Annotated in this window: 22 protein-coding genes; 6 read left to right on the top strand and 16 right to left on the bottom strand. The window is 71.7% G+C overall.

What is annotated here, in order from left to right; genetic code table 11:
• Window positions 1–3 precede the first annotated feature (3 nt).
• The 13 genes from ACWD12_RS33945 to ACWD12_RS33885 form a co-directional block, all read right to left on the bottom strand.
• Entirely contained in the window at window positions 4–1677 is a 1674-nt protein-coding gene (locus ACWD12_RS33945) for a class I adenylate-forming enzyme family protein (RefSeq protein ID WP_450102800.1), read from the bottom strand.
• Window positions 1671–2501, bottom strand: a complete 831-nt coding sequence (locus ACWD12_RS33940; protein ID WP_450102799.1) for a 4'-phosphopantetheinyl transferase family protein — start codon at window positions 2499–2501, stop codon at window positions 1671–1673. The genes ACWD12_RS33945 and ACWD12_RS33940 overlap by 7 nt, the downstream gene beginning before the upstream one ends.
• Window positions 2498–3658 (bottom strand): C45 family autoproteolytic acyltransferase/hydolase, encoded by a 1161-nt coding sequence (locus ACWD12_RS33935; RefSeq protein WP_450102798.1) that lies wholly within the window; start codon window positions 3656–3658, stop codon window positions 2498–2500. Before ACWD12_RS33935 ends, ACWD12_RS33940 begins: the two co-directional genes overlap by 4 nt.
• A gap of 19 nt (window positions 3659–3677) precedes the next feature.
• Window positions 3678–4601 (bottom strand): 3-oxoacyl-ACP synthase, encoded by a 924-nt coding sequence (locus ACWD12_RS33930; RefSeq protein ID WP_450102797.1) that lies wholly within the window; start codon window positions 4599–4601, stop codon window positions 3678–3680.
• Window positions 4602–4680: 79 nt separating this feature from the next.
• Window positions 4681–5106 (bottom strand): MaoC family dehydratase, encoded by a 426-nt coding sequence (locus tag ACWD12_RS33925; protein WP_450102796.1) that lies wholly within the window; start codon window positions 5104–5106, stop codon window positions 4681–4683.
• The gene (locus ACWD12_RS33920) at window positions 5090–5566 is read right to left on the bottom strand and encodes an FAS1-like dehydratase domain-containing protein (protein WP_450102795.1); all 477 of its coding nucleotides are present in this window, start codon (window positions 5564–5566) and stop codon (window positions 5090–5092) included. The genes ACWD12_RS33925 and ACWD12_RS33920 overlap by 17 nt, the downstream gene beginning before the upstream one ends.
• A 56-nt stretch (window positions 5567–5622) precedes the next feature.
• Entirely contained in the window at window positions 5623–7095 is a 1473-nt protein-coding gene (locus tag ACWD12_RS33915) for a UbiD family decarboxylase (protein ID WP_450102794.1), read from the bottom strand.
• A complete protein-coding gene (locus ACWD12_RS33910; protein WP_450102793.1) occupies window positions 7092–7733 on the bottom strand; it encodes a UbiX family flavin prenyltransferase in 642 nt (213 codons plus the stop codon). Before ACWD12_RS33910 ends, ACWD12_RS33915 begins: the two co-directional genes overlap by 4 nt.
• A gap of 31 nt (window positions 7734–7764) precedes the next feature.
• A complete protein-coding gene (locus ACWD12_RS33905) occupies window positions 7765–8331 on the bottom strand; it encodes a hypothetical protein (protein WP_450102792.1) in 567 nt (188 codons plus the stop codon).
• A complete protein-coding gene (locus ACWD12_RS33900; protein WP_450102791.1) occupies window positions 8328–8870 on the bottom strand; it encodes a beta-ketoacyl synthase chain length factor in 543 nt (180 codons plus the stop codon). Before ACWD12_RS33900 ends, ACWD12_RS33905 begins: the two co-directional genes overlap by 4 nt.
• A complete protein-coding gene (locus ACWD12_RS33895) occupies window positions 8867–10015 on the bottom strand; it encodes a beta-ketoacyl-[acyl-carrier-protein] synthase family protein (RefSeq protein WP_450102790.1) in 1149 nt (382 codons plus the stop codon). The genes ACWD12_RS33900 and ACWD12_RS33895 overlap by 4 nt, the downstream gene beginning before the upstream one ends.
• Before the next feature lie 49 nt (window positions 10016–10064).
• Window positions 10065–10769: a 3-oxoacyl-ACP reductase FabG gene (fabG, locus tag ACWD12_RS33890; RefSeq protein WP_450102789.1), complete on the bottom strand. Its 705-nt coding sequence runs from the start codon at window positions 10767–10769 to the stop codon at window positions 10065–10067.
• Window positions 10770–11431: 662 nt separating this feature from the next.
• A complete protein-coding gene (locus tag ACWD12_RS33885; RefSeq protein WP_450102788.1) occupies window positions 11432–12745 on the bottom strand; it encodes a transcriptional regulator in 1314 nt (437 codons plus the stop codon).
• 435 nt (window positions 12746–13180) lie between these two features.
• Here ACWD12_RS33885 and ACWD12_RS33880 point away from each other — a divergent pair, with 435 nt between their 5' ends.
• Window positions 13181–14974: an AMP-dependent synthetase/ligase gene (locus ACWD12_RS33880; protein ID WP_450102787.1), complete on the top strand. Its 1794-nt coding sequence runs from the start codon at window positions 13181–13183 to the stop codon at window positions 14972–14974.
• A gap of 86 nt (window positions 14975–15060) precedes the next feature.
• Here the strand turns inward: ACWD12_RS33880 and ACWD12_RS33875 are convergent, their stop codons facing one another.
• Window positions 15061–16029, bottom strand: coding sequence for an SCO6745 family protein (locus ACWD12_RS33875; RefSeq protein ID WP_450102786.1), 969 nt, complete (start codon window positions 16027–16029; stop codon window positions 15061–15063).
• 396 nt (window positions 16030–16425) lie between these two features.
• Here ACWD12_RS33875 and ACWD12_RS33870 point away from each other — a divergent pair, with 396 nt between their 5' ends.
• Together ACWD12_RS33870 and ACWD12_RS33865 are read left to right on the top strand one after the other, a co-directional pair.
• Window positions 16426–17280 carry an AfsR/SARP family transcriptional regulator gene (locus ACWD12_RS33870; protein ID WP_450102785.1) on the top strand — a complete coding sequence of 285 codons (855 nt, stop codon included), beginning with the start codon at window positions 16426–16428 and terminating at the stop codon, window positions 17278–17280.
• Window positions 17281–17334: 54 nt separating this feature from the next.
• Complete coding sequence (locus ACWD12_RS33865; protein ID WP_450102784.1) at window positions 17335–20211, top strand: BTAD domain-containing putative transcriptional regulator; 2877 nt, start codon at window positions 17335–17337, stop codon at window positions 20209–20211.
• A gap of 26 nt (window positions 20212–20237) precedes the next feature.
• Here the strand turns inward: ACWD12_RS33865 and ACWD12_RS33860 are convergent, their stop codons facing one another.
• Both ACWD12_RS33860 and ACWD12_RS33855 read right to left on the bottom strand, forming a co-directional pair.
• Window positions 20238–20705 carry an SRPBCC family protein gene (locus ACWD12_RS33860; protein ID WP_358356970.1) on the bottom strand — a complete coding sequence of 156 codons (468 nt, stop codon included), beginning with the start codon at window positions 20703–20705 and terminating at the stop codon, window positions 20238–20240.
• A gap of 40 nt (window positions 20706–20745) precedes the next feature.
• Window positions 20746–21615 (bottom strand): enoyl-CoA hydratase-related protein, encoded by an 870-nt coding sequence (locus tag ACWD12_RS33855; RefSeq protein ID WP_450102783.1) that lies wholly within the window; start codon window positions 21613–21615, stop codon window positions 20746–20748.
• 173 nt (window positions 21616–21788) lie between these two features.
• Between ACWD12_RS33855 and ACWD12_RS33850 the strand changes: the two genes are divergently transcribed.
• From ACWD12_RS33850 to ACWD12_RS33840, 3 genes are read left to right on the top strand one after another with little or no spacing between them, the layout of a single operon-like run.
• A complete protein-coding gene (locus ACWD12_RS33850; protein ID WP_358356901.1) occupies window positions 21789–23048 on the top strand; it encodes an aspartate aminotransferase family protein in 1260 nt (419 codons plus the stop codon).
• Window positions 23045–24151 carry an SDR family oxidoreductase gene (locus ACWD12_RS33845; RefSeq protein WP_358356899.1) on the top strand — a complete coding sequence of 369 codons (1107 nt, stop codon included), beginning with the start codon at window positions 23045–23047 and terminating at the stop codon, window positions 24149–24151. The genes ACWD12_RS33850 and ACWD12_RS33845 overlap by 4 nt, the downstream gene beginning before the upstream one ends.
• A 37-nt stretch (window positions 24152–24188) precedes the next feature.
• On the top strand, window positions 24189–24662 hold the full coding sequence (locus ACWD12_RS33840) for a type II toxin-antitoxin system RatA family toxin (RefSeq protein WP_450102782.1): 474 nt from the start codon (window positions 24189–24191) through the stop codon (window positions 24660–24662).
• Window positions 24663–24889 lie beyond the last annotated feature (227 nt).

The raw sequence follows: 24889 nt of genomic DNA, 5'->3' as shown, positions 1-24889 counted from the left end.
GGGTCAGCGGCAGCCCTCGACCAGCGCGCCGGCCTGCTCGCGCACGATGCGCTTGAGGACCTTGCCGGTGATGCCGACCGGGATCTTGTCGTCGGAGACGATGACCGCGCCGGCCACCTCGGGCAGCCCGTGCTTGGCCAGCGCCGCGTTGATCCAGGCCGTCGGGTCCTCGGGCGAGGCGGCGTCCGCGGCGAGGGTCACCAGCGCGTACGTCTCCGCGACGCCCTCGTCCTCCCAGCCGAACCGCACGCCCTCGTCCGCCAGTCCGACCACCGTGACGTCGTGGATCTCGGCGTACTCGGAGAGCAGCAGCTCTTCGGTGTACGCGCTGAACACCCAGCCGTCCTTGGAGCGGATGGCGTCCGACGTGCGGTCCAGGTGGTAGAACGTGTTCCCGGGGTCGCGGTAGACCAGGTCCCCGGTCAGGAAGTAGCCGCCCAGCCACTGCTGGTGCCAGCGGACGTTGTCGTTCCAGAAGCCGGGGGTGAGCGACTTCGACCGCACGCCGAGGCGGCCCACCTCTCCGGGGGGGAGCACCTCGCCGTCCTCGGACAGCGCGACCGCCTCCGCGAACCGCATCGGACGGCCGATGCAGCGGCCGACGTTCTCCCCGCCGATGCGGTGCACGTAGTCGAAGAGCACGTAGCCCATCTCGGTCGAGCCGAACATGTCGATGAAGATCGCGCCGGGCATGATGTGCTGCTTGAGGTCCCGGCCGGTGTAGGGGCTCCGGCCCTTCGCCAACAGCTTCTGGATGTGCACCTTGTGTGCCGCGTCGCCGGACGCGTAGTACGCCGCGACGCACGACAGGTCGCGGTCCGTCAGGTCCTCGGCCGCCATCTCGGCGAAGGTGTGGGTGAAGCCGAAGACGATGACCGGGCGGTGCTTCTCGATCCCGTCGAGGACGGCCTTGCCGCTGGGGTCGGTGTAGTGCACCACCGGCGCGCCCAGCAGCAGCCCGAGCAGGGTGTTGGACATCGCCGATACGTGGTGGCCCGGAAGTGCCAGTAGACGCTTGCGGATGCTGCAGTCCTGGCCGTCCGAAAGCCGGCTGAGCGCGCCGTGGAACAGCGTCTCGTGGGTGTGGTACGCCGACTTCGGGATGCCCGTGGTGCCCGAGGAGTGCGAGATCAGGATCGGGTCGACGCGGGTGTGCCGGAACGGGAACTTGGCCGGCAGGTGCGCGCGGTGCGCGGGCGTGATGTCGGACTGCATGGCGACGAACTTCGGTGCCGGGTCGTCGTCGACGTGCGTCAGCAGCCCCTTGTGCCAGGGCTCGCGCGTCATGATGCCGGTCACCTGCTGGCGACGGATGTACTCGCGGCGCACCTCGGCCGGCATGTGCGCGCTCACCAGCGAGGCGACCGCGCCGAGGCTGGTCAGTGCCATCAGGTTGATCGCGAAGTCGGTGATCGAGGTGGACACGATGGCGACCGCGTCCTTGGCCCGCACCCCGGCCTGGCGGTAGAAGCCGGCGTACGTCTCGACGACCTCGTGCAGCTCGCCGAGGGTCAGGACCTCGGGGTAGTCGCCGGCGGGCGACTGCCAGGTGCCGTCCAGCCAGAGGACCTGCTCGTCGAGGGACCGCCCGTATTCGGGAAGCCGGTGCACCACGTTGCCCGCACCGAGGGAGCGGTCGGCGAGGATCTTCCGGCGGAGTTCGTCACTGATCAGCATTGCGCAATCTCCAATCGTCCGAGCGTTGGGCGGTTCGGTTCCGCGTCGGACCCGGCTCCGACGTGCCCGCGCCGGCTCGCGAGCGGTCGCGGGCGGCGCTGCTGGGGCGTTGCGGCGGTCGCCGTCCCCGGGAAGCGCCAGGTATGGGGACGGTCGGGCGTGGCGGCGCCCCGCACCACCACCGCCGTGATCACCGGTACGGAGGACCGGGGTGGGGTGAACCGGTCGGTGCGGGCGGACCACTTCCGCGCACCACCGGTGCCGGCGCCGATGCCGAGGAGTGCGCAGTGGCGCGCGCCCGGCGGCCGGTGCAGCCGCACGTCGCCGGCGCCCTTGGCGAGCCCGCGCCCGGTCGCCTTGACCGCGGCCTCCAGCAGGGTCCACGCCGACAGGAACACCTCGGGGTCGTCGATGTCCCCCAGCGCGGCGGTGTCCGGGTAGAACGTGCGCAGGACCCGGCCGGGGGACTTGACGGGACGTACGGCCTCGACGTCCACGCCGACCGGGCCCCCGCGGCTCACCGCGACCAGCAGCACGCCTGCCGACCGCGACCAACTCACGTGCATTCCGGGGTGGTTCGGCAGAACCGGGCGTCCGTTCGGGGCAGCGGCGACCGGCAGGTCCGCGGGGGAACCGCCGAGCACGTGGGCGAGCACGCGGCGGACGGCCGAGCGGGAGCGGACGTACGTGACCGCCGACGCGGGGCGCAGGCGAGCGGCCCGGCGGGACTCCTCCGGCGACAGGTCGCCGCGGCACGCCGCGTCGTCCCATACGTCGTCGGTCCCGTGCAGGTCGATCAGCCAGCTCTCCGCGCCACCGGTCATGCCCCCTCGCCTCCGGCCGCGTCCACCCGGAAGACCTGCGGCGCAACCGCGGTCCGGGAGCCCAGCAGGTGCATGTCGCCGTGCGCCGGGCGCATCACCGCCACCGCCACGGTGCGTTCGCGGCGGATGTCGCCGTTGTCCGGCACGAAGATCGGCGGTGTCGACAGAAGGTCCAGGTGGTCCTGCGGCGAAGCCGTCTCCGGCAGGGCGTTCAGCCGCACCCCGCACGCCTCCAGGCGGCGCAGCGAGCCGTTCTTGGCGAAGACGTTCAGCTCGTCGAACGGCATGAACTCCCGGTGCAGGAAGTGGTTGGTGTGCAGCAGGCGGGCACCTTCGACCACCTGCATGCGCCCGTCCAGGAACTCGGCGTACGCGGCACCGCGCCGGTCGCACAGCATCAGCGACCGGGAACTCGCCAGCTTCAGCCCGCGCAGGACCTCCAGGCCCTCCGCCACCGACCCGGCGCTGTCCAGCACGTGCCGGACCGCGAGGTAAGGCGGTATCCCGGCACGCCATTTGCCGCCCAGGACGAGGTTGATGCCGACGGCGAGGCCGTCGCTGTTCATCCCGAGGTACCCGAGCAGGCCGCCGAAGCTCAGCACCAGGACCTCGCGCCGCGCCCCGGCCTTGCGTACCGAGAGGACGCCGGCCTGGTCGTCGAGGTTGCCGTTGAGGTCGACGGTCTGCGCCAGCACGGTGTTCGGCGCGTTCTTCGCCACCCGCGCGTACGTGGTGCAGTCGCCCTGCGGGCGGCTGGTGCTGCGGTAGCCGACGATCTCCCGGCGCATCTGCAGCAGCAACGCCTCCGGATGGCTGATGCCGGCGCCCTCCGCCAGACCGCGGATCTCCTCGGCGAGGTCGGGGGTGGCCGCCTCGATCTCGGTCCGGAACGCCGAGATCATCGGCAGCAGCGCGGCCGTCGAAATCCGGTTGTCCAGAAGATGGTTCATCCGGGCGAGCCCGTCGTCGAGGAAGGCGTGCAGCGCCGCGGCGCGGGCCGCGCCGTGCTGCCGCCCGAGCTCGAAGGGGTCGCCGGCCAGCTTCAGGAACGGTGCCGGGGCGGGGGCACCCGGCACGTCGCCCCGGCCGCCGGGGCGGGGGGCGTACGGCGCGTCGAGCGGTCGGGCGGGGTTGTCCGTCTCGACCCCTGGCACCATGCGACACCTCTCTTCGACGTCACGCGATCTTTCGGAGCAGGACCCCGTGCCTGGCTCCGGGGACGCTGGAGGCCAGCAGAAACAGCTCATCGATCTCCTCCTCTCCGGACGCGGCAATATCGACGAGGTTGATGAGCGGGTCCGCGGCGAAGCAGTGGCCAATACGTTCGATGTTCTGCGTGCGTACTTGCCGTGCGGTGAAGCCGGCCTGGCGCTCCTTGAGGGTCACCAGCGGCCGGACGAGGTTGGCGGGCAGCATCGCGCCGACCTTCTCCAGCGGGATGCCGGTGGCGCGCTGGAGCTGGTCGTTGACCGCGACGGCGAGCCGGGGGTCGATCTGGTCGCGCTGCCCCATGACCTCGGCGTCCTGTGCGGAGGCCGAGGCGAGGAACTGGTAGGCGTCCGGTCCCTGTTCGACGGAACTGACCAGGCAGCTGGCCGCGCCGTCGCTGAACAGGGCGAATTTCTCCAGGCGTTCGGCCTCGTCGGCGATGCGGTCGGCGGTGACGACGAGGACGGTGCGCAGGCTGCCGTTCTCCACCAGGGACCGGGCGACGTGCAGGGCGGCGAGCAGGTTGTTGCACCTGTTGATGGTCATTCCGCACGCGAAGGACACCGCGGGTAGCCGGAGTTCCCCCAGCACGGTGCCGAGGAGGCCGGCGTGGTCGTCGACCGAACTCGGGAACGCGGTGGTGCACACGATGAACCCGTCGACCGATCTCCGGGGCACACCGGACGCCTTGAGCGTGGTCTCGGCACTGGCGACCGCCAGCTCGACCGGGGTGCGGTCGGTACGGAAGTAGCTGCCCCAGCCCCAGGCCCGGGGCGCCATGGGGATGCCGTAGCCCGCCACCCGGGCCTCCAACTGCTCGATGGCGGTGTGCGGTTGCTCGGTCTCGCCCAGAACGTAGCCGGGCGAGAGCAGATAGGCCGGAGAACTCATCCGTCGTTTCTTCCGTTCCGGTCGCCGTTGGACGGGGGGCGCGCCGGCCGTCGGTCGCTTGGGGTACGCGTCCGGTGCGTCATGGCGCGAGCCGCACGACGGCGCGGGCCTCGCTGAGGACCTTGGCGCCGCCGCTGGTCACCACGAGGTCCACGCGGACCTGTCCGCCGTCGAGCAATGCGCCCACCCGGCCTCGGATTTCGACGTCCGTGCCGCGCTCGTCGTCGGGCACCACGACCGGCTTGGCGAAGCGGGTGCGGTACTCGACGATCGCGCCCGGGTCGCGCACCCAGTCGGTGACGGTGCGGGCGGCCAGCGCCATGGTGAGCATTCCGTGCGCGATGACGTCGGGCATGCCCGCCTCGCGCGCCACCCGGGGGTTCCAGTGCACGGGGTTGAAGTCCTCGGAGGCCCCCGCGTACCGCACCAGGTCGGCCCGGGTGAGGGTGACCGTCCTGGGCGGGAGTTCGGTGCCGACCTCCGCGTCCTCAGCGCTGATCGCCATCGGGGCCACCGCCCTCCATGGCGTTCATGGAGACAAAGGTCATGTGCGTGGTGACGACGTGCCCGCCGTCCGCGTCCGCGAGGTCGGCCCGTAAACTCAGCACGTCGCGGCCGCGCAGGGTGCGGGCGCCGGTGATCTCCAGAGTGGTCACCAGACGGTCGCCCGCCTGGATCGGCCGGGTGTAGTCGAACCGCTGGTTGCCGTGCACGACGTACGTCGGATCGAACCCGATCTCCCGATAGTCGAACACGTCGTGCATCGCGCGGGCCACCACGACGAAGGAGAACGTCGGCGGTGCCAGAACGGCGGAATGGCCCAGGGCCCGTGCGGCCTGCGGGTCGGTGTACACGGGGGCGGGGTCGCCCACCGCTTCCGCGAAGCGCCGGATCGTCTCGGATTCCACCGGATACGGGTGCGCCGGCGGGTACTTCGTGCCGACGCACCTCGGGTTCAACGCCATGTCACTCCATCAACGTCTTCGGAAGTCGGTCGGGGCAGAGCGGTCGCCCGGCACGGTCAGTCGTCCCAGTGGTCGACGACCCTGCGCCGGATTTCGGCCGGGTAGGCCTGGGCGAACGAGGCGTGGTCCAGCCGCCCTTCGCCCCATGCGGGGAGCAGGCCGTCGTGCAGCACGCCCGGACCGCGCATCGCCTTGCGTTCCTCGTCCGTGTAACAGGCCATGAACGGCAGGACGACGGTGTCCCACGCCTCGCGCCGGTCCCGGGGGTGGAGGCGGGTGGCCAGCGCCCACAGCAGGTCGGCCTCGTCGGAGGGGTCCACGTCGTCGTCCAGCACGAAGGTGGTGGGCATCATCGCGCTGGGGCCGCCGCTGTTGTGGATCACCTCGCCGATCCGGTGCACGAACTCCGCGGAGTCCACGCCGGGGAGGACGGCGCGCCAGTTGTCCGGCACGGTCACCACCGTCCAGTGCATGGCGGCGGGGAACGGCATCCACACCGTGGTGACCGGCAGGCCGGCGCGCCGCAGTCCGTACAGGGCGTTCGCGGCCCGGCCGGTGCCGGTCACGGTGTGGTACTCGTCGGCGGGCCGTCCCTCGGCGACGATGGGCCAGATCGGCGCGTCGCGGTGGGTGATCGCCTCGACGGAGAACACCGGTTGGAGGGACGTGTGGTTCGACGCGTAGCCGGCGTATTCGCCGAACGGGCCCTCCATGCTGTCCCGGCCCACCGACAGGTGCCCCTCGATCACCACCTCCGCGTGCGCGGGCACCTCGAGGTCGACGGTCTCGCAGCGCACCACGTCGACGGGCGCGCCCTGCAACGCGCCGATGTAGCCGCCCTCGTCGACGCCTCGCGGCAGCGGGATGCCGGCCACGAAGGGGATCGCGGGGGCGCCGCCCTGCACCAGGGCGTACGGCATCGGCTCGCCGCGCTCCGCCCAGGCCTGCCAGACCAGGCCGAGGTGCTGCGGCGGGATCACCAGACCGGTCATGCGCTTGCCGTCGAGCACCATGATCCGGGTGATCGACCAGTTGTTCCACGAGCCGTCGGGTGTCTTCGCGACGATGACGCCCCATGTGTTGAGGTAGTGGCCGCCGTCCTTCTCGTGGATGCGCGGCATCACGAAGCGGTCCAGCGTGGCGTCGTCGCCGAGCAGGACGTTCTCCTTGCACGGCGCACCCGCGGCCGGCACCGGGCGCGGCGGCACGGGTTCGGCGTCGCGGGTGTGCACCAGATGGTCGACCAGTTCGGCGGCCCCCGTGGTCGGCGGGAGCCCGACCGACAGCGCGAGCCGGGCCAGCGGCATGTCCGCCCGGGAGCTGACGCCGACCGGGGCACCGAACATCCGCATCCCGATTCGGTCGTCCACGATATTGGTGAAAAACGGTGCGGGGGACCGTAGTTCGTAGGAGCGCCGGGTGTGCGCGGCGGCCTCCAGATCGGCACTCACCGGGCGGTCGACGGTCTTCAGGTCGCCGATGGCGGCAAGGGCGTCGAGGTAGCTGCGCAGGTCGGCGAGGTGGCTCATGAGGTCGTCCCCCGGGTGGTGTTCGCGGTGACGGGGCGGCGTTCGAGGCCGTCGGCCGTCGGGGTGAGGTTCGCGTCCGGCAGTCCCTGCCAGCGGCGTGCGCGGTGCGCGGCGATCCCGAACTGGTCGAGGACCCGGGAGACGATGTGGTCGACCATGTCGTCCACGCCGGAAGGGCGGTTGTAGAACGTCAGCACCGGCGGCAGGATCACCGCGCCCATGCGCGACAGCGTGAGCATGTTGTCGAGATGGATGTCGTTGAGCGGGGTCTCCCGCGGCACGAGCACGAGCTTGCGTCGTTCTTTGAGCGTGACGTCGGCGGCCCGCGCGACGAGGCCGTCCGCGTAGCCGATCCGGACGGCGGCGAGGGTCTTCATGCTGCACGGCATGACGACCATGCCGTCCACCGGGAACGACCCGGACGAGATCGCCGCCCCCTGGTCGTCGGGGGAGTACGCGGCGTCGGCGAGCGCGGCCACCTCCGCGGTGCTCAGACCGCTCTCGACCGTCAGCGTCGAGCGGGCCCACCTGCTGATCACCAGATGGGTCTCGACGTCCTCGTGCAGCCGCAGCTCCTGGAGCAGGCGTACGCCCAGGACCGCCCCGGTGGCACCGGTGATGGCCACGACCAGTCGCATCGTTCGCACCTCGCTCCTCTGCTCCGGGCGGTCAGCTGTCGGCCGTCGCCGTGGTGGTCGGGTGTTCCCGGCCCTGGCCGTCGTCCCGGCCGAGGCGGGCGTGGAACCGGCAGACCGCCGACCCCTCGCGCTTGCACTCCACGACCGAGTCGGCGGCCGCCACGCCGAGGCCCTCGAACCAGCCGCCGCGCAACTCCAGGCACGGGCATACGTAGTTCTCCAGCGAGCGGCTGGCCTTGAGCATCTTCAGCGCGTAGTGCTCGCTGACGACCGTGTCCCAGGTGCCGTCGTCGCCGAAGTCGGTCGACTCGAGGCGTACCGTGTCGGCGAACATCAGGCGGGCCAGTGCCTCCAGGACCCCGGCCACGTCCTTGGCCGAACCGTCCCGGCCGGACAGGTCCAGGCGGGTGCAGCGCGCGTAGAGCGTGGCGACGCGGCGGGCCACGAACTGCATGACCTCGGCGTTGAGTTCGTTGGCGGCGTCCTGCCCGAACCGGGCCTTCACCGCCTGGTACCACCGGGCGTCGTGCAGCCACCAGAACTGCCGCAGCAGTTCGATCTCCGTCGACTTCGGGAGTTCCGAGGAGGGTTCGCTCACCGCGCGTCCCCGCCGTCCGCCCCGCCGCCGGTCACCAGGAGGCCTCGGGCCCGGTCCGGCTGCTCGTCCCGGGAGGCGAGTTCGACCAGGACCAGGAGGACGTCGTCGGCGCTGCCGTCCTCGATCAGCAGCTGCGCCAGGTCCATGCCGTCGGCGAGCGCGTCGCCGGCCGGGCTGATGCAGATCACCGGGCCGCCGAGGCCCCAGCGCGCGGCCACCACGCCGAGCACGGCGCTGGGCACCGACTGGTAGAAGAGCAGCGGGGAGGCCGGCTTGCCGGAGTCGACCGAGCCGGTGACGGCGGCCTCGGTGGCCATGTCGCCGAGCCGGGTGACCAGGACGATCGCGGTACGGTCGCCGCGCTCCGGCGGCGCGGGGTGCTCGCCGTGGTGGGCGCCCAGGCAGCGGTCCGCCACGTGGGCGATGATCGGGCCGAACGGCGAGGCGGTGAACCCCGGGAGCTTCGGCGCCTCGGCGTCGTCCGGTGCGGGCCAGACGGTGTGCGCGAGGGTGGTCAGCGAGGACGCGGGCGCGGTCATACGGCGCTCACCACCAGTGCGGTGTTGGCACCGCCGAAGGCGGCATTGAGGCTGAGCACGTGTCGCGCGTCCCGCTGCCTCGGGGTGTCGAGGACGAGGTCGAGGCGGCAGTCGGGGTCCGGACCCAGGTAGCCGGAATTGACCGGCAGGCTTCCGGACCGCAGGGCCAGCATGCAGATCACGAACTCGACGAGCCCGGCGGCCTGCAGCGCGTGCCCGTGCATCGACTTGGTCGAGCTCACCGGTATTTGCTCCGCGTGCTCGCCGAACGCCCGGTGCAGCGCGGCGGTTTCCGCGGCGTCGTTGTACGGGGTCCCGGTGCCGTGCGCGTTGACGTAGTCCAGGTTCTCGGGTCCCAGCCCGGCCCGGTCCAATGCGGCGCCTATCGCCCGGGCCATGCCCAGCCCCTCCGGGTGCGGCTGGCAGACGTGGTGCGCGTCGCCGGCCATGCCCCAGCCGGTCAGGTGCGCCAGCGGCCGCTGCCCGGCCCGGCTGTCCGCCGCCTCCAGGACCACGGCCCCGGCCCCGTCGCCGAGCAGCAGCCCCTTGCGTCCGGCGCTGAACGGCCGGAGCCGCCCGTCCGGCGCCAGCGCCTTGCCGGCGTTGAAGGTCGTGAAGGATTCGGCGTCGACCAGGTGGCCGCCGGCGACGACCACCCGGTCGTGTCGGCCGGTGGAGATCAGCGCAGCCGCGTCTGCCATGGCCGCGCTGGCCGCGACGCAGGCGTTGATGTACGTACGCCCGGCCCCGCCGAGCCCGCACGCGGCCGACAGCCGCTGCGCGGTGTCGCTGATGGGCCGCGACTCCTGCTCGGTCCGGGGCAGCCGGGAGACCTCGGGGTCGGCGTGCCGGGCGAGCACGACGGGGGCGCCCGCCCGCTCGTCCGCGGACAGGCCGGCCTGCTTGCAGGCCTCCTCGGTCAGCAGGACCAGTTCGGTGTCGAGGTCGAGTCCGGCGTCGGCCTGGGCGGCGACGCCGACCCGGTACCTGCTGGTGTCGAACCTGGTCACCGGGACGAAGGCCGGCTCACCGGAGTAGATCCCCTCGCGCAGCGCGTCGACCCCGTGCCCGTAGCCGGTGGTCACCGCCATCCCGGTGACGGCGACCGTCCTGCCGGCCCGACGTGGCCCGGATTGCCTGTTCACGTGCACCCTCCCGACGTCGCCAGTGAGTCATCTCGGTGCGGGGAGCGCATCAGTGCCCCATCGCCATGCCGCCGTCCACCGGGATGACCACGCCGGTGATGTACGCGGCCTCGGCGGAGGCCAGGAACGCGACCGTGACGGCCACCTCGTCCGCGGTGGCCATGCGCCCCAACGGGATCTGGCCGACGATCTTGTCGCGCTGCCCCTGGGTCAGTGCGGCGGCCATGTCCGTGTCGGTGAGACCCGGCGCGACCACGTTGACCGTCACCCCGCGCGGCGCGAGCTCGCGGGCGAGCGAGCGGGCCATGCCGATCAGACCCGCCTTGGAAGCCGCGTAGTTGACCTGCCCCACGACCCCGCTCATGGCCGCGGTCGAGGAGATGACGACGACGCGCCCGGCCTTGGCCCGCATCAGGTGCCGCGCAGCGCGCCGGACCACCCGGTACGTCCCGGTGAGGTTGGTGTCGACCACCGAGGTGAAGTCGTCCTCGGACATCCGGATCAGCAGCGTGTCGTTCGTGATGCCGGCGCTCGTCACCAGCACCTCGACCGGTCCCTGCGCGGCCTCGACCTTGTCGAAGGCGTCGTCCACGGCGGCGGTGTCCTGGACGTCGCACCGCACGCCGAACAGGCCTTCGGGGGGTGGCCCCGAGCGGTAGGTCACCGCCACCCGGTCGCCGCCGGCCCCGAGCCGCCGGGCGACGGCCAGCCCGATTCCACGGTTTCCACCGGTAACCAGGACAGAACGGCTCATCAGAAGGTCTCCAGCCTGACGCTCGGGGATGCGCGGCCCGGTCCGCGCCGTGGGGCAGAACCCACCCCCACGGGTGTTTCGTACGCCTTCGGGGGATGGGCAAATCTCATCGCCAGTGCACCCGAAACACCACGTCTCGCGCTGTGCCTTCCTGCTGCCTCATTACGGGCCAGTAGGGCAAGGCACACCCAAGGCACAGGGGGATATGGGTGCTTCGCCCGTCGGCCGTGCTGCAAACTGGCCCCGAGCCGGCGACCACGCTCCGGGTATACCTGTGACCGCAGTGTGTACGGCGTCGAGCCTGCGTCGGCGTTCGGTGCGGCGGGGTGTGCCTGGTACGCCCCCGGAATCCGTCCGCAGGCCGCCTGGTACCGGTCCGCCGGTGCCCGGTGGCCCGGAAACGTGCCGAGCGGGGCCGGAAGACACCCGGCCCCGCCCTGCCACGACCGCCGCGATACGGGCGTGTCGTGTCGGTCGCTCGCGTTCGTCGTGTCGAGCTGGTCGTGTCGAGCTGGTCGTGTCGAGCTCGTTGTTTCGTGTCGGTCGTCTCGTGTCGGTCCGGGGCCCGCCCGAGCCGGTGGCCCGGGCGGGCGGTCACGGAGCGAGCCGCGCTGTTCCTCCACTGGGTCCCGCGGGAACTTCCGGAGCTCCCAAGGGCCTTCCTAGATGGATTCGAGGAATTTGTTCACCGACGGCAGATGGGTGTACGCATGCAGCGCGAACCGCACGCGTTCGGCTGCCGCCGCGCGTACGCCGCCCAGCAGGGTCGCGGCTCTGGCCGCCGTGTCGGCGGCGGCCACTCCGTCCCCGAGGGCGACCTGGGTCTCGGCGGCACGCAGCATGTACATGGCGCGTGCGGCCGGCGGCAGCGGCAGGCGGGTCGCCTCCGCCGTGGACAGGACCGGTGCGAAGTGCTTGATCGCGCGGTCCGGTTGGCCCAGATCCAGCAGCGAGACCCCGTCCATCAGGCGGAGCCAGGCGTGGCAGCGGATGGGCAGGATCGGAAGGCTGCCGGAGGCGACTCCGGTGTCCAGGACCTGCCTTCCCGACGACAGCGCCCTCCTGCGGCCCAGATCGTCCCCGCGCATGGCGTGGATGCGGGCGGTCTGCGCGTGCATGAGCGCGACCAGCGCGGGGTCCTTCACGCTGATCTGCTGGTCGTTGAGCAACTTGCCGACCGCCATGACCAGTTCGGCGGCCTCCTCGTGCAGTTGCAGGTCGAGGTACTGACCCACGTGCAGCGTGACGATCGCCGCCGCCGTCTCGGCGTCCGCGGCGGCCGTGGCGCACCGCAGCGCGGCGAGGTAGTACCGCTGCGAATTGATGTGCTCGCCCTGGAGGCGGGCGATGAACCCGCACACGGCCAGGCCCTCGGCCGCGATGATCAGCAGATCCGGGCCGCTCCGAAGGGCCTCGGGCGCGGCCAGGAAGTGGTTGGCCAGCGTCCGCAGTTCCATTTCGCTCGCGTGCACCAGCCAGTCGGCGGTGAACCGCTTCGTGAACGTCTGGAGCTCGCGCAGCCGGGTGCAGGCCTCCAGGACCGACCCGCTCTCGCTGTCCGTGCCCGGCCGGCGCAGGAGCCCCGAGCCGTCCCGGGCGACGTCGTCGGAAGATCTGCCCAGCGCCTCGGACATGGCGTCCGTCCAGGCCTCCGCGAGAGACCTGGCCGCCTTGCCGGTCGCGAGGAGGTACTCCTGCTGGATGAGCTTCCGGCCCACGACCGCGTCGAGTATCGCTTCCGGGACTGCCGCGCTGGTCCAGGGCAGTTCCAGTTGACGCGCGTCCCCGATGGCCAGGTGCAGCCAGTCGGGCCACTTGCGACTCATCACCTCTTCCTGGGGGACCGCATGGATGTGTGCCATCGCCAGTTGGGCGGTGAGTTCCGGCACTGCACGACCGGCCTCCCACCGGGAGACCTTCTCCCGCCGTGCGGCCATCTGGCCGAAACCGAGTTCGGCGTGTGTCTTGGCGATCAAGTGCGCGTATTCGCCGTGTGTGTAGCCTGCTTTGGCTCGTAACGCCGCCAAGGGATGGCGGTACCGGGCAGTGGACGCAATACCTGTGACGTCGCTCAACCTCGTGCCCCTCACTGAAGTCGGCCGTCGAGGAACCTCTTGTGTGTGACGAGGCCTTCACCTTGCTCTACGGCCTCGAAACCAGTACGGCCCGCGGGGAAGGGCGGGTTCACCATGCACGGGCCGATGCGGGCCACGCCGGGCGGAGCGGGCTCCGGCATGTTCCGTCGGCCCCTCACATGACGATAATGTGAACTCCGTATAACGAACTCTATTGACAATCACGGTGATTGGACATATGTCCCGCCCTCCTGCCGGCCGCCAGCCTGCCCGGCCGGAAGGGTTTCCTGACGGAGCGCAACCAACTGCAGTCGGCGCCGACAAGGAGTTAGAGACTTGCGCGAGTTCAGCGTGCCATCCCTGTACGACGTTCCCCCAGACGGAAATCTGACAGAACTGGTCCTGCGCAACGCCTCCGAGTACCCGGACCGGGCGGTGCTCGCCCGCAAAGTCTCCGGACGCTGGCAGGACGTCACCGCGGCCGGGTTCCTGGCCGAAGTGCGTGCTGCTGCCAAGGGTGTCATAGCGTCCGGCGTCCAGCCGGGCGACCGGGTCGCGCTCATGTCGCGCACCCGCTACGAATGGACGCTCCTGGACTTCGCGCTGTGGTTCGCCGGCGCGGTTTCGGTGCCCATCTACGAGACCTCCTCGGCCGAGCAGATCGAGTGGATCATCGGTGACTCGGGCGCGGTGGCGTGCATCGTGGAGTCCGCGGAGCACCAGGCCGTGGTCGAGGAGGTGCGCGATCGCCTGCCGCTGCTCAAGAACCTCTGGCAGATCGACGCGGGTGCGGTGGCGGAGCTGACCGAGGCGGGCCGCGACGTGGCCGACTCGGAGGTCGACGAGCGCAGCGCCTCGGCCGACGCCGACTCGCTCGCCACCATCGTCTACACCTCGGGCACCACCGGCCGCCCCAAGGGCTGCAAGCTCACCCACCGCAACTTCCTTGCGGAGTGCGGGAATACGATCGCGCTCAACAAGCCGCTCTTCTCCGACGACGCGTCCGTGCTGCTCTTCCTGCCGCTCGCACACGTCATGGCCCGCGTCGCGGCACTCGTCGCGATCATGGCACCCGTCAAACTCGGCCACCTCGGTGACGTCAAGAACGTCACCGAGGAACTCGCCGATTTCAGGCCGACGTTCCTCCTCGCCGTGCCGCGCGTGTTCGAGAAGGTCTACAACTCGGCCCGGTCGCAGGCACGCGCGGGCGGCAAGGGCAAGATCTTCGACCAGGCGGTGGAGACCGCCATCGCGTACAGCAAGGCGCTGGAGACCCCGTCCGGACCGGGCCTGCCGCTGCGCCTGCGGCACAAGGTGTTCGACCGGCTCGTGTACGCGAAGCTGCGCGCTGTGCTGGGTGGTCGCGCCACCCACGCCATTTCCGGCGGCGCCCCGCTCGGGGCGCGCCTGGGCCACTTCTACCGCGGCCTCGGCTTCACCGTCCTGGAGGGCTACGGTCTCGCGGAGTCCTGCGCGGCGAGCACCTTCAACCCGCACGACCGCCAGAAGATCGGCACCGTCGGCCTGCCCATGCCGTGCAGCGGGGTGCGCATCGCCGACGACGGCGAGGTGCTGCTGAGCGGCGACCACATCTTCACCGGGTACTGGAACAACGAGAAGGCCACGGAGGCGGTGTTCACCGGGGACTGGTTCCACACCGGGGACCTCGGCGCACTCGACGACGAGGGCTACCTCACCATCACCGGGCGCAAGAAGGAGATCCTGGTGACCGCGGGCGGCAAGAACGTCGCCCCGGCGGTCATCGAGGACCGCATCCGGGCGCACGCGCTCGTCGCCGAGTGCATGGTGGTCGGTGACGCGAAACCGTTCGTGGCGGCGCTGGTCACCCTGGACGAGGAGTTCCTGCCGCGCTGGGCCCGGCAGAGCGGCAAGCCGGAGGACATCTCCCTGGCCGAACTCCGCGCCGACCCCGACCTGTTGGCCGAGATCCAGCAGGCTGTCGACGACGGGAACACTGCGGTCTCCCGCGGCGAGGCGGTCCGCAAGTTCCGTGTCCTGGACATCCAGTTCACCGTGGCGTCCGGCCACCTCACCCCCTCGCTGAAACTCAAGCGGCACGTGGTGATGGCGGACTTCGCGGCCGAGATCGACGGCCTGTACGCCTCCTGACCGGCGGGCCGGCGGCGGCGCGGGGCACGTCCCGCGCCGCCGCGTAGGGTTGAGAAGCACCCTATGTGGGTCGGTCGCGGACCGGCTCAGGGCCTGGGGACCCCGATGGGGTTCGGCACCGGGAACAGGCCGTCGTCGCTGATGCGCCGCCCGAGTCGCAGCGCGAGTCCGACCGCCTCCCGGACACCCTCGGCACCGAGCCGGTCGACCGGTCCCGTGGCCAGTCGGTCGGTGGCGGCCTCCACCGACTCCCGCAATGCCAGTCCGGCGGGTGTGATCAGCCCGTCGCGGTCGAGCAACCCGCGTTCCGAAAGCCGCTGTTCCGCCCCGCGCCACTCCTCGTCGGTCCAGCCCCGGGTCCCCTGGATGATCTCCCGGGCCACCTGACCGGTCGCGACATGGCTCACCCCGGCCTCGAGTCCGGAAAGCCCGTGGTGCACCACGGAGACGACATGCCCGTCGCCGCGGTGCTCGCGCAACACCGCGGTCGCGAGCCACAGGCGTCCTTCGAGGTCGTCCGGGCGCGGTACGCCGGACCACGCGGCGGCAAGCGTGCGGCCCTCGTACGAGCAGCCCTCGACGGCGGCCTCCAGCAACTCGACCAGGCGGGCGAGGTCCGCGCGGGACACGGCCGGGGAGCCGGCACCCGTACCGGGGGCCGCGGCCGTCGCGGCGTCCGCCGCCGCGGCGCTCCCGAGCACCAGGGGCGGGCGGCCCGAGGACCCGGGCACCTCCGTCATCGCCCGGGTCAGGGCCGCGGACACGGCGTCCAGCCGGGCCCGCACCGCCTTCTCGGGAGTCGTCACCGCCCAGGCGTCCGGCAGGGCGCGCGACACCCGGCGCGGCGCGAAGGAGAAGCTCAGCGCCTGGGCCGCGGGCGCGTCCAGGGCGCCCACCGGGGCCAACCGGCCCACGAAGTAACCCATCCAGTATCCGACCAGCCCGAGTGACCGGGACGCCTCGGCCGGCTCGGGCGCGTAGTAGGCCACGCCGTGGATCGGCTCGATCGCCTGCCACAGCCGGCGAGCAAGTGCGGGCACGTCTGTAGTCGTCATGGGCGCCAGTATGGATCGTTGCCCGAATCCCCCGACAGGGCCGACAGGCCTATTGAGAAAGGCAGTTGGTGGCTCGATGGGGAGGCGCCGCGCGGCCGTCCGGCCGCTGCTACCTGCCCCCTCGGCCGAGGTCCCGCGGCCGCCACCCGGGCCAAGACAGTGGCGCGCCACAGGATTTCCGCGCGTGAACGGCACTTCCCCCACCGGCGACCGCACCGGCCGGCACGGGTATGGGACGGACACAAGAGAGTTGGAGGCGGCAGATGGGGGACCGCGGACCTGGTGCGCCGCGCGTCTACAGAGTGTCGACGAATCGTCTACCCGGGATCGCTAGCATCCGTCGCGGGGGACGGAGTGCGGATGCCGTGCGCTCCACGGGCACCCGAAGGGGACTACGTGACGCCGTTCAACGTGCTCGGCCCCTTGGAAGTCGTACGAGACAGCACATCTGTGCCGCTAGGGGGCCTGCGGCGCAGGGCAACGCTTGCCTACCTGCTGCTCCACGCCAACAGCACCGTGCCCGTCGACCGTCTGGTCGACGCCTTGTGGCACGAGGAGCAGCCGCAAAGCGCCCGCAAGATACTCCAGAACGCCGTGTCCAGCCTGCGCCGCTCCGACGACCTGCTCTGCTCCATCGTCACCTGCCGGGACGGGTACCTGCTGCGCGTGGCCCCGGAGCACATCGACGCGTCCTGCTTCCGCGACCTCGCCGAACGCGGACGGCGCGAACTGGTTCGCGGCCAGTGGCGGCAGGCGGCCGCGACACTGCGCCGGGCGCTCGGCCTGTGGCGCGGGGAGGCACTCGCCGACCTGCTCGAAGTCGGTTTGCGCTGGCCGGAGTTGACCGAACTCAACGAGGCGGGCGTGGCCGCCTTCGAAGACCGCGTCACGGCCGACCTGATGCTGGGACGGCACACCGAGGTCGTCGCCGAGCTGGCCGTCGCGCTCGACGCCGACCCCGCGCGCGAGCGCATGTGTGGGCAGTTCATGCTCGCGCTGTACCGAAGCGGACGGCACACCGACGCGCTCGACGCGTACCGGCGCACGTGCCGCGCGCCGGCGGCGGACCCGGGTCCGGCGCCCGGTGCGGAGCTCATCCGGCTGGAGAACGAAATCCTGCTGCACGACCCGGTCCTGCACGCGACCGAGGCGGTGCTCAGGTTCGTGGACTGGCCGCACCGTTCGTCGGACGGGGGGAACGAGATCGGCCGCGCGGTCATCAACGGACTGAGTCACCCCGCGACTGCGTGACCGGCCCGACGTGCCGCCGCCACGCTCCGTCCCGCCCGGAACCTGGAGGCACTGATGCACCACGGCACGAGATTCACGCTCCTGGGGCCGCTCGCGGCGGAGCGCCACGGCACCGATCTCCCGCTCGGCGGCGCCCGGCAGCGCGCCGCCCTCGGCTACCTGCTCCTGTATCCCAACCAGGTCGTCGCCACCAGCCGCCTGATCACCGCACTGTGGGGCGAGTCCGCACCGGTGTCGGCACGGAAGGTGTTGCAGAACACCGTCTGGCGGCTGCGCCGGCTGTTCGACGCCGACGACCGCCGCGACCGGACGTCCCGCACGCGCGTCGAACTCCTCACGCGCGCCCCGGGATACCTGCTGCGCGTCGCACCCGAGCAGATCGACCTGCACCGTTTCCGCGGCCTCGCCGCCGAGGGACGCCAGGAACTGGACGCGGGCTCGCCGGAAAGCGCCTCGCAGCTCTGGCGCGACGCCCTCCACCTGTGGCGCGGGCCCGTGCTCGCCGACCTCGTGGAGGACGGCATCACCTGGCCCGAGCTCAAGGCCATCGCCAACGCCCGCCTCGACCTGCTGGAGGACCACTTCGACAACGAACTCGCCCTCGGCAGGCACGAGGCCATCGCCGCGGAACTCCAGGTCACCGCACGGGCCGAGCCGCGCCGCGAACGCCTGCTCGGGCTGCTCATGCTCACTCTCTACCGCTGCGGCCGGCACACCGAGGCCCTGGAGACCTTCGACCGGGCCCGCCTCGCGCTCATCGAAGAGCTCGGCCTCGAACCCGGCCGCGAACTGCGCGACTTACGGCAGTCCATCCTCACCCACGACCCCGCCCTCCTCTACGCCCCGCGCACCCGGATCACTGCCCTGCCCCGGCCCGCCGCACCCGGCGCCACCCCCGTGGCCGCGGGCCGGACCGGTCCGCCGGACGCCGCGCAGGACCCCGGGCCCACCGGTCCGCCGGGCAATCCCGCGGCGGCCCGTCCGGCGGTGCCCGAACGCCGCGAGGAGGCCGCGGCCACCGAGCACAAGGAGGTCACCGCGGTCTTCGTCCGCGTGGCCTTTGCGCCCCGTGCCGAATACGCCGACCCCGAGGACGTCGAGGCGGCCACCGAACGCGTGGACAGCGCAATCCGGTTCGAGATCGCGCGCTTCGGGGGAGTGCTCACCACCCGCCTGGGCTCCCTGTGGGTGGCGGTGTTCGGTGCGCGCCGCACCCGTGACGACGACCCGGTCCGCGCGGTGTCCGCCGCGATGGCCGTCCGGCACCACGTGGAGGCGTCGTCCGGCATGGTCCCCGGTGCCGTCGTCCGCGCGGCGGTCGCCACCGGACCCGCCCTGGTCCGAGGCCGTACGGGGGCCGGAGCGGCGCCCCGGGTCACCGGCGCGATCCTCGACATGTGCCACTCGGTGCTGCCGCTGATCAGCGCCCACGAGGTGTGGGTCGGCGACGAGACCCGGCGCCAGACCGCCCGCGCGATCGCGTACCGGCGCGCCGGTGCGGCGTCGAACGCCTGGGCGGCCACCGGAATCCGGCTGCCCGGCGAACCGCCCGCCGCCGGTTCGCTGCTCGGGCGCTCCCGCGAACTGGACACGATTGTCGGCCTGTTCCGAACCGGCAAACGGCCGAGCCCGGCCCTCGTCGTCGCCGACGCCGGCATGGGCAAGAGCCGCATGATCGACGAGTTCGAGCACGTGCTGCGCTCGACGGCCGGCACCGAGCCGCGCCCGCTGGTCGTACGCCTCCCGCCGCGCCTCGTCGACACCAGCCTGCTGCCGCTGATCGCCGACGGCCTGTGCGACTGCTGCGACATCACCCCGGACCACACCCCGGAGGAGGCCAGGGAACGCCTGCGGCAGGCGATCCGGCGCGCGGTCCGCACGGAGCGCGACGCGGAGTGGATGCTCGCCCGCCTGCACGCGGCGTTCGGCAGCGTCCCCGAGCACGGCGCCCCGACCGACCTCGACACGATCGTCACGGCATGGTGGCGCCTGCTCGAACACACCGCACTGGAAAGACCGGTGGCCGTCCTCATCGACGACCTGCACACCGCGGACGACACGATCCTCGAACTCGTCGGAAGGCACGTCACCCCGTCGGCCGCGAGCGAACTGTTCGTCCTGGCCACGGCCCGTCCCGAACTCGCCGAACGCCGCTCGCTCTACACGGCCGACGAGCGCAACGTCACCATGGTGTCGATGTCCCGTCTCCCGGACGCCGTCATCGACCGTCTGATCCGCACGCTGCTGGACGAGCACGGTCTGCCCGAATATGCGGGCGACGCGGAGCACTCCGACGAGGTGGCCGCCGAGGCCCGTGCACTGCTCGTCTCCCTGGCCGCCGGAAATCCTCTGCTCGCACACGAGTTCGTGAAGGCGTTCGTGGGCCATGTGCGTGAGGGGGAGCCGTGTGCGGTCGACCGTGAGCCGCACGACCTCGCGGCGCGCCTGCTGCCCAACGCGGTGCGCCGGGTCGTCGCGGCGCGCCTCGACCACCTGCCCGACTATGCGCGCAGTGTGCTGCGCGACGCCGCCGTCGTCGGGGACACCGTGTGGCCGGGGGCGGTGGCGGCGGCGTCCGATCGCGATCCCGCCGAGACCGAGGCGGCACTCGAAATGCTGGCCCACTACGGCCTGTTGACCCGCGTGACGGCCGGCGAGCTACGCGACGAGGCACAGTACGTCTTCCGGTACGGCCCGGTCCGGCACGTCGCCTACACGCGCGTCCCGCGCGCGGTCCGGATCGCCACCCAGACCCGGGTCGCGCAGTGGCTGGAATCCCAGGAGGATCCGGACGCGCTGCGCAAGCTCACCGCGTCCGGGCCCGCCTCGCGGGAACTGGTGCGACTGGCCGCACTGACCGAGCGCCTGCGGATCCGGCTGGCAGGCGGCGCGCCCGGAACGACCTGGCACGGCGACTGGGGCACCGTCTGACCAGGGCCGGGGACCGCGGGCCCGGCTCACTCCTCCAACGCGGTCTTCAGCCGGTCGAGTGTGGTGCGCATCGTGCGCCGGTTGTGCGCGGGACGGTCGCGTACACCGGTCACGATCGTGCTGAGCACGTACATCAGCGGGTTGCGCCGGTCGGTCCACGTCTCGGTGACCCGGGTGGCGGAGCCGTCCGGCGCCGGCGCGAACTCGTAGCGCCAGTTGGAGATCGCGAGGCCGCCGGACTTCACGTCGTACGCGAACACCCGGCCCGGCTCGGCCTCGGTGACCGTGCAAAGCGTCGACCAGCGGAAGCGCCCGTTGCGGTTGTGGCCCTTGAACCGCGCGCCCACGGCGAGCGGCACCGAGGCGCCGCGGAGTGTCACCGCGACCGTCTCGGGGCTGCGCGTACCGACCGTGCGCACGTCGCTCACCGCGGCGTACGCCTCCTCCGGCGACACGGCGACGGTCACGGACTCGGAGACTGCTCCGGATGCGATGGTCCCTCCCCAGAGACGGGCGGCGCGCCTTCGCGCCAGGTCAGACGGGCGGCAGGTAGTCGGGCAGGTCCTTGCCGACCTGGCCCGGGAACACCGGGTCGCGGCGCGACAGGAACGCGTCGAAACCCTCGCCGGCGTCCGGGCTGCCGAGACTGTCCGCCATGAGGCGGGAGTCCAGCACGTGCGTCGGCACCGGGGACGCCATCATCCCCGTCCGATATACCATCCGCCGGATCGCCGCGACAGACACCGGCGCGGTCTTGTCCACGATCGCCTTGGCCAACTGGTAGGCCTTGGGAAGGAGTTGCTCCGACTCGTGGATGCTGTGCGCGAGGCCCGACGCGACGGCCTCCTGGGCGTCGAACGCGCGCCCGCTGATCAGCCAGTCCAGGGCGCAGCCCATTCCGACCAGGCGCGGCAGGAACCACGTGGACGCGCCCTCGGCGAATATCCCGCGGCGGCTGAAGACGAATCCGAAGCGCGCGTCGGCGGCCACCAGCCGGTAGTCCGCGGACAGCACGATCGTCGCGCCGGCACCGACCGCGGCACCGCGGATCGCCGCGATCACCGGCTTGTTCATGGCGAAAATGCGCATGGTGCAATGCCCGGCCGGTTCCTGCCAGGTCTCCCCGGCGGACGAGTCCGGCACCTTTTCGGCGATCAGCGCTATTTCCTCGGGAGCGAGGTCGAGCCCCGTGCAGAAGTGGTCGCCGGCGCCCGTGAACACCACCACGCGCACGTCCTCGTCGGCATCCGCCTGGTCGAAGGCGCGGACGAGTTCTTCGGACATGCGCAGCGTGTAGCCGTTCCGGGCTTCCGGGCGGTTCAGCGAAATCGTCGCGATCCGGTCGGCCACCGAATACGTGATCTGCTGGTAAGCCGCGGTATCCCTGGGTTCGTCACTGGCCATGGCCGCCAAGTTAGCCGCGAACCGGGCCATTTGGCCCACCGTCCGTTAACCGCGCGCTCGCGGCCGGTGTGAAACCGGGCGGTTACCACGGAATGGACGACAGCGGCCTTGCGGTCGGTAGCTTGACCGACGTGTCTGCTGACAACCGATTCGGGCGAAGCGACGGGCCAAACATGATGGATCGCTCCGACATCATCGACCTGTACCGCAAGCATCTCGGCGAGGGCCAGGGCCGCGTCGCGACCCTCCTCGACCTGCCGGTCGAGGAATCCGCGAGCGGCGCGCGCGTCCGCTGCATCGACGGCCGCGAGATGCTGAACTGCGGCGGCTACGGCGCGTTCTTCGTGGGCGCCGGCCATCCCGCGGTGCTGGCGGCCGTACGCGAGCAGCTGGAGCGCCAGGCGCTCTCCACGCGCGTGCTCATCAACGAGGCCGCCGCCCGCGCCGCCCAGGCGTTGACCCGCGTCGCGCCGCCCGGGCTCGACAAGGTGCACTTCTCCTGCTCGGGGGCCGAGGCGGTGGAGACCGCGATCAAGATCGCCCGGGTCAACGGCCGGGGGCGGCTGATCTCGATGACCGGCGGCTACCACGGCAAGACCATGGGCGCGCTGACCGTGACCGCCCGTTCGGTGTACCAGGACCCGTTCCGGCCGCTGCTGCCGAACGTCGCGCACGTGCCCTTTGCGGACGTGGGGGCGCTCGCCGACTCGCTCGGCGACGACGCCTCCGACGCGTGCGTGATCGTGGAGCCGGTGCAGAGCGAAGGCGGCGTACTGGTGCCGCCGGAGGGCTACCTCAAGGCCGTCGAGGAGGTCTGCCGGCAGCGCGGGGCGATGCTCGTCCTGGACGAGGTCATGACCGGGCTCGGCCGGCTCGGCGCCTGGTGGGGGGCCGACCTGGAGGGCGTGGTGCCGGACGCCGTGCTGGTCGGGAAGTGCCTCAGCGGGGGCATGGTGCCGGTCGCCGCGACCCTGGTGTCGCGCGAGTACTTCGCGCCGTTCGACGCCGACCCGTACCTGCACACGTCGACGTACTCGGCCGCGCCGGTGGCGATGGCGGCGGTCCGCGCGACGGTGGAGACCATCGAGGCCGAAGGGCTCGTCGACCGGGCACGCCTGCTGGGCGAGCGCCTGGTGGCCACGTTGCGCCGGCTCACCGACACGCACATCCCGCACCTGGTCGCCGAAGTCCGCGGCCGCGGCGTGCTCATCGGCGTCGAGTTCGTCGACGGCCACCTGGCCGCCGAGTTCCTGATGGACCTGATGGACAACGGCGTGATCGCCAACCACTCCATGAACGCCCTGCCCGTCATCCGCTTCACGCCGCCCGCGGTGCTGACGGAGGAGGACGAGAAGCAGTTGGAGGCCGCCGTCGAGGCCGCGTGCGTCGCGTGCGCACGCCGCTTCCCGCGTCCCGAGGGAGCGCGCGCGTGACCGTGCGCAGCTCGCCGGCGGGCGGGGGAGAGAGCGCGGTGGCCGGCAAGACGATCCTGCTGACCGGCGCGAGCGGCGTGGTCGGCACCGCGATCCTCCAGGCCCTCGACGGCTACGACGTGGTGTCCGCGGTGCACCGCCGCCTCCCGGCCGGTTCGGGGCGCGTCGTGCAGGTCGACCTGACCAGGCCGCGGCTCGGCCTCGACGCGGCCGCGTATCGCCGCCTTTGTGCGGAGATCGACGTGGTGGTGCACTCCGCCGCCATCGTCAACTTCACCGCCGACCAGGCCGAAGTGGACCGCGTCAACATCGAGGGGCTCGGCCGCGTGGTCGAGTTCACCGCGGACGCCGACGCCCTGCTCGTGCACGTCAGCACCGCCTTCGTGATCCGGCACGTGGACGCGGGCGGAACGCTGGGCGGGGTCGCGGCGGCCAAGTCCTCGGCACGTCCGGACGAGTACGTCGACTCCAAGTACATCGGCGAGAACATCGTGCGGTCGAGCGGGCTCGACGTGGTGATCGTGCGCCCCTCCGTGGTCATCGGCGACTCCAAGTCCGGCGAGATCCGCGAGGCGCAGGGCGTGCACAGCCTCGCGGAGGCCACGCTCAAGGGCACCATCCCGTTCATTCCGGCCGCCGACGGCGACTGCGTGGACGTCGTGCCGTGCGACTATGTCGCCCTCGGCGTGAAGAGCGTGCTCGACGCGGGCTACCGCGAGGGCGAGTTCTGGCTCAGCGCGGGCGAACACGCCTTGTCCATGGACCGCTTCGTCGGGCTGGTGGCGGAGATCGGCCGGGAGGCCGGGATCGACGTGCCCGCGACCAGGGTCGTCGACCCGGAGATGGTCGAGCGGCTGGTACGTCCGGCATTCGCCGACGTGCTGAGCCCGGAGGACCTCAGCAAGCTCGACGGCCTGCTGGCGGTGTGCAGCTGTGTCGTGATCCCGGAGAAGCTCCCCAGCTCTCTCGGCGCGCTGCTGGGCGGCGACGTACCGCTCGACGCGGACGATTTCGAAGAGGCCTGGCGCATTTCGGTGCGGCGGCTGATCCAGGACATGAACGCGCCGAGCCGGGCCAAGCCGGCGTTCTCGTGGGACGAATGAGTCCGTCCCCACCAAGACTCCGGAAAGGGAATCACCGATGGAATGCTCGGTTGTACTGGATGCCCGGTTGCCCGGGCAGGACCCGGATGCGGCCTTCGCCTTGGTCGCCGATTTCGAGCAGTATCCGAGGCTGACGGAGAACGTGCGGAGCGTGCAGATCTTCCACCGCGCGGAAGGCGACATGGAGTCCACGTGGGCGGTCAACTTCCGCCGCGGCATCCTGGAGTGGACGGAACGCGACGAAGTCGACTCCGCCGCCCGCCGCCTGGAGTTCACGCAGACGAAAGGCGACTTCGCCAAATTCATCGGCACATGGACCGTGGAGCCGGCTCCCGGCGGTGCTCTGGTCACCTTTTCCAGCCGCTTCGATCTCGGCATCGCGTCGCTGGCGTCGCTGGTCGACCCCGTCGCCTGCGCGGCGCTGCGGGACAGCATCAGCGACATTCTCCGCGGCCTCTTCGGGACCTCGACGGAAATCCGCGAGATAGAGGCGGCCCCGATCACCGGCTGAACCCCACGCCCCGCGAACCGCCCGCCCCGGAACCTCGGGCCCGGGCGGTTTCCGCACGGGCGCGTGACACGGTGCGTGACACGGCGCGTGACACGGGCGCGTGACACGACGAAGGGGTCGGGGGCCGGGAGGGCCGGGGTGGCCCCCCCGCCCCCCCCCCGCCGCCCCGGGCCGGGGCCCCCGGCCGGGGGGGGGGGGGCGGGGCGCGGCTGCGCGCCGGGCGCGGA

Source organism: Streptodolium elevatio (genome assembly GCF_053592165.1).
Note: the sequence above shows the minus strand (reverse complement) of the source record. Positions and strands in the feature narration are given on the sequence as shown.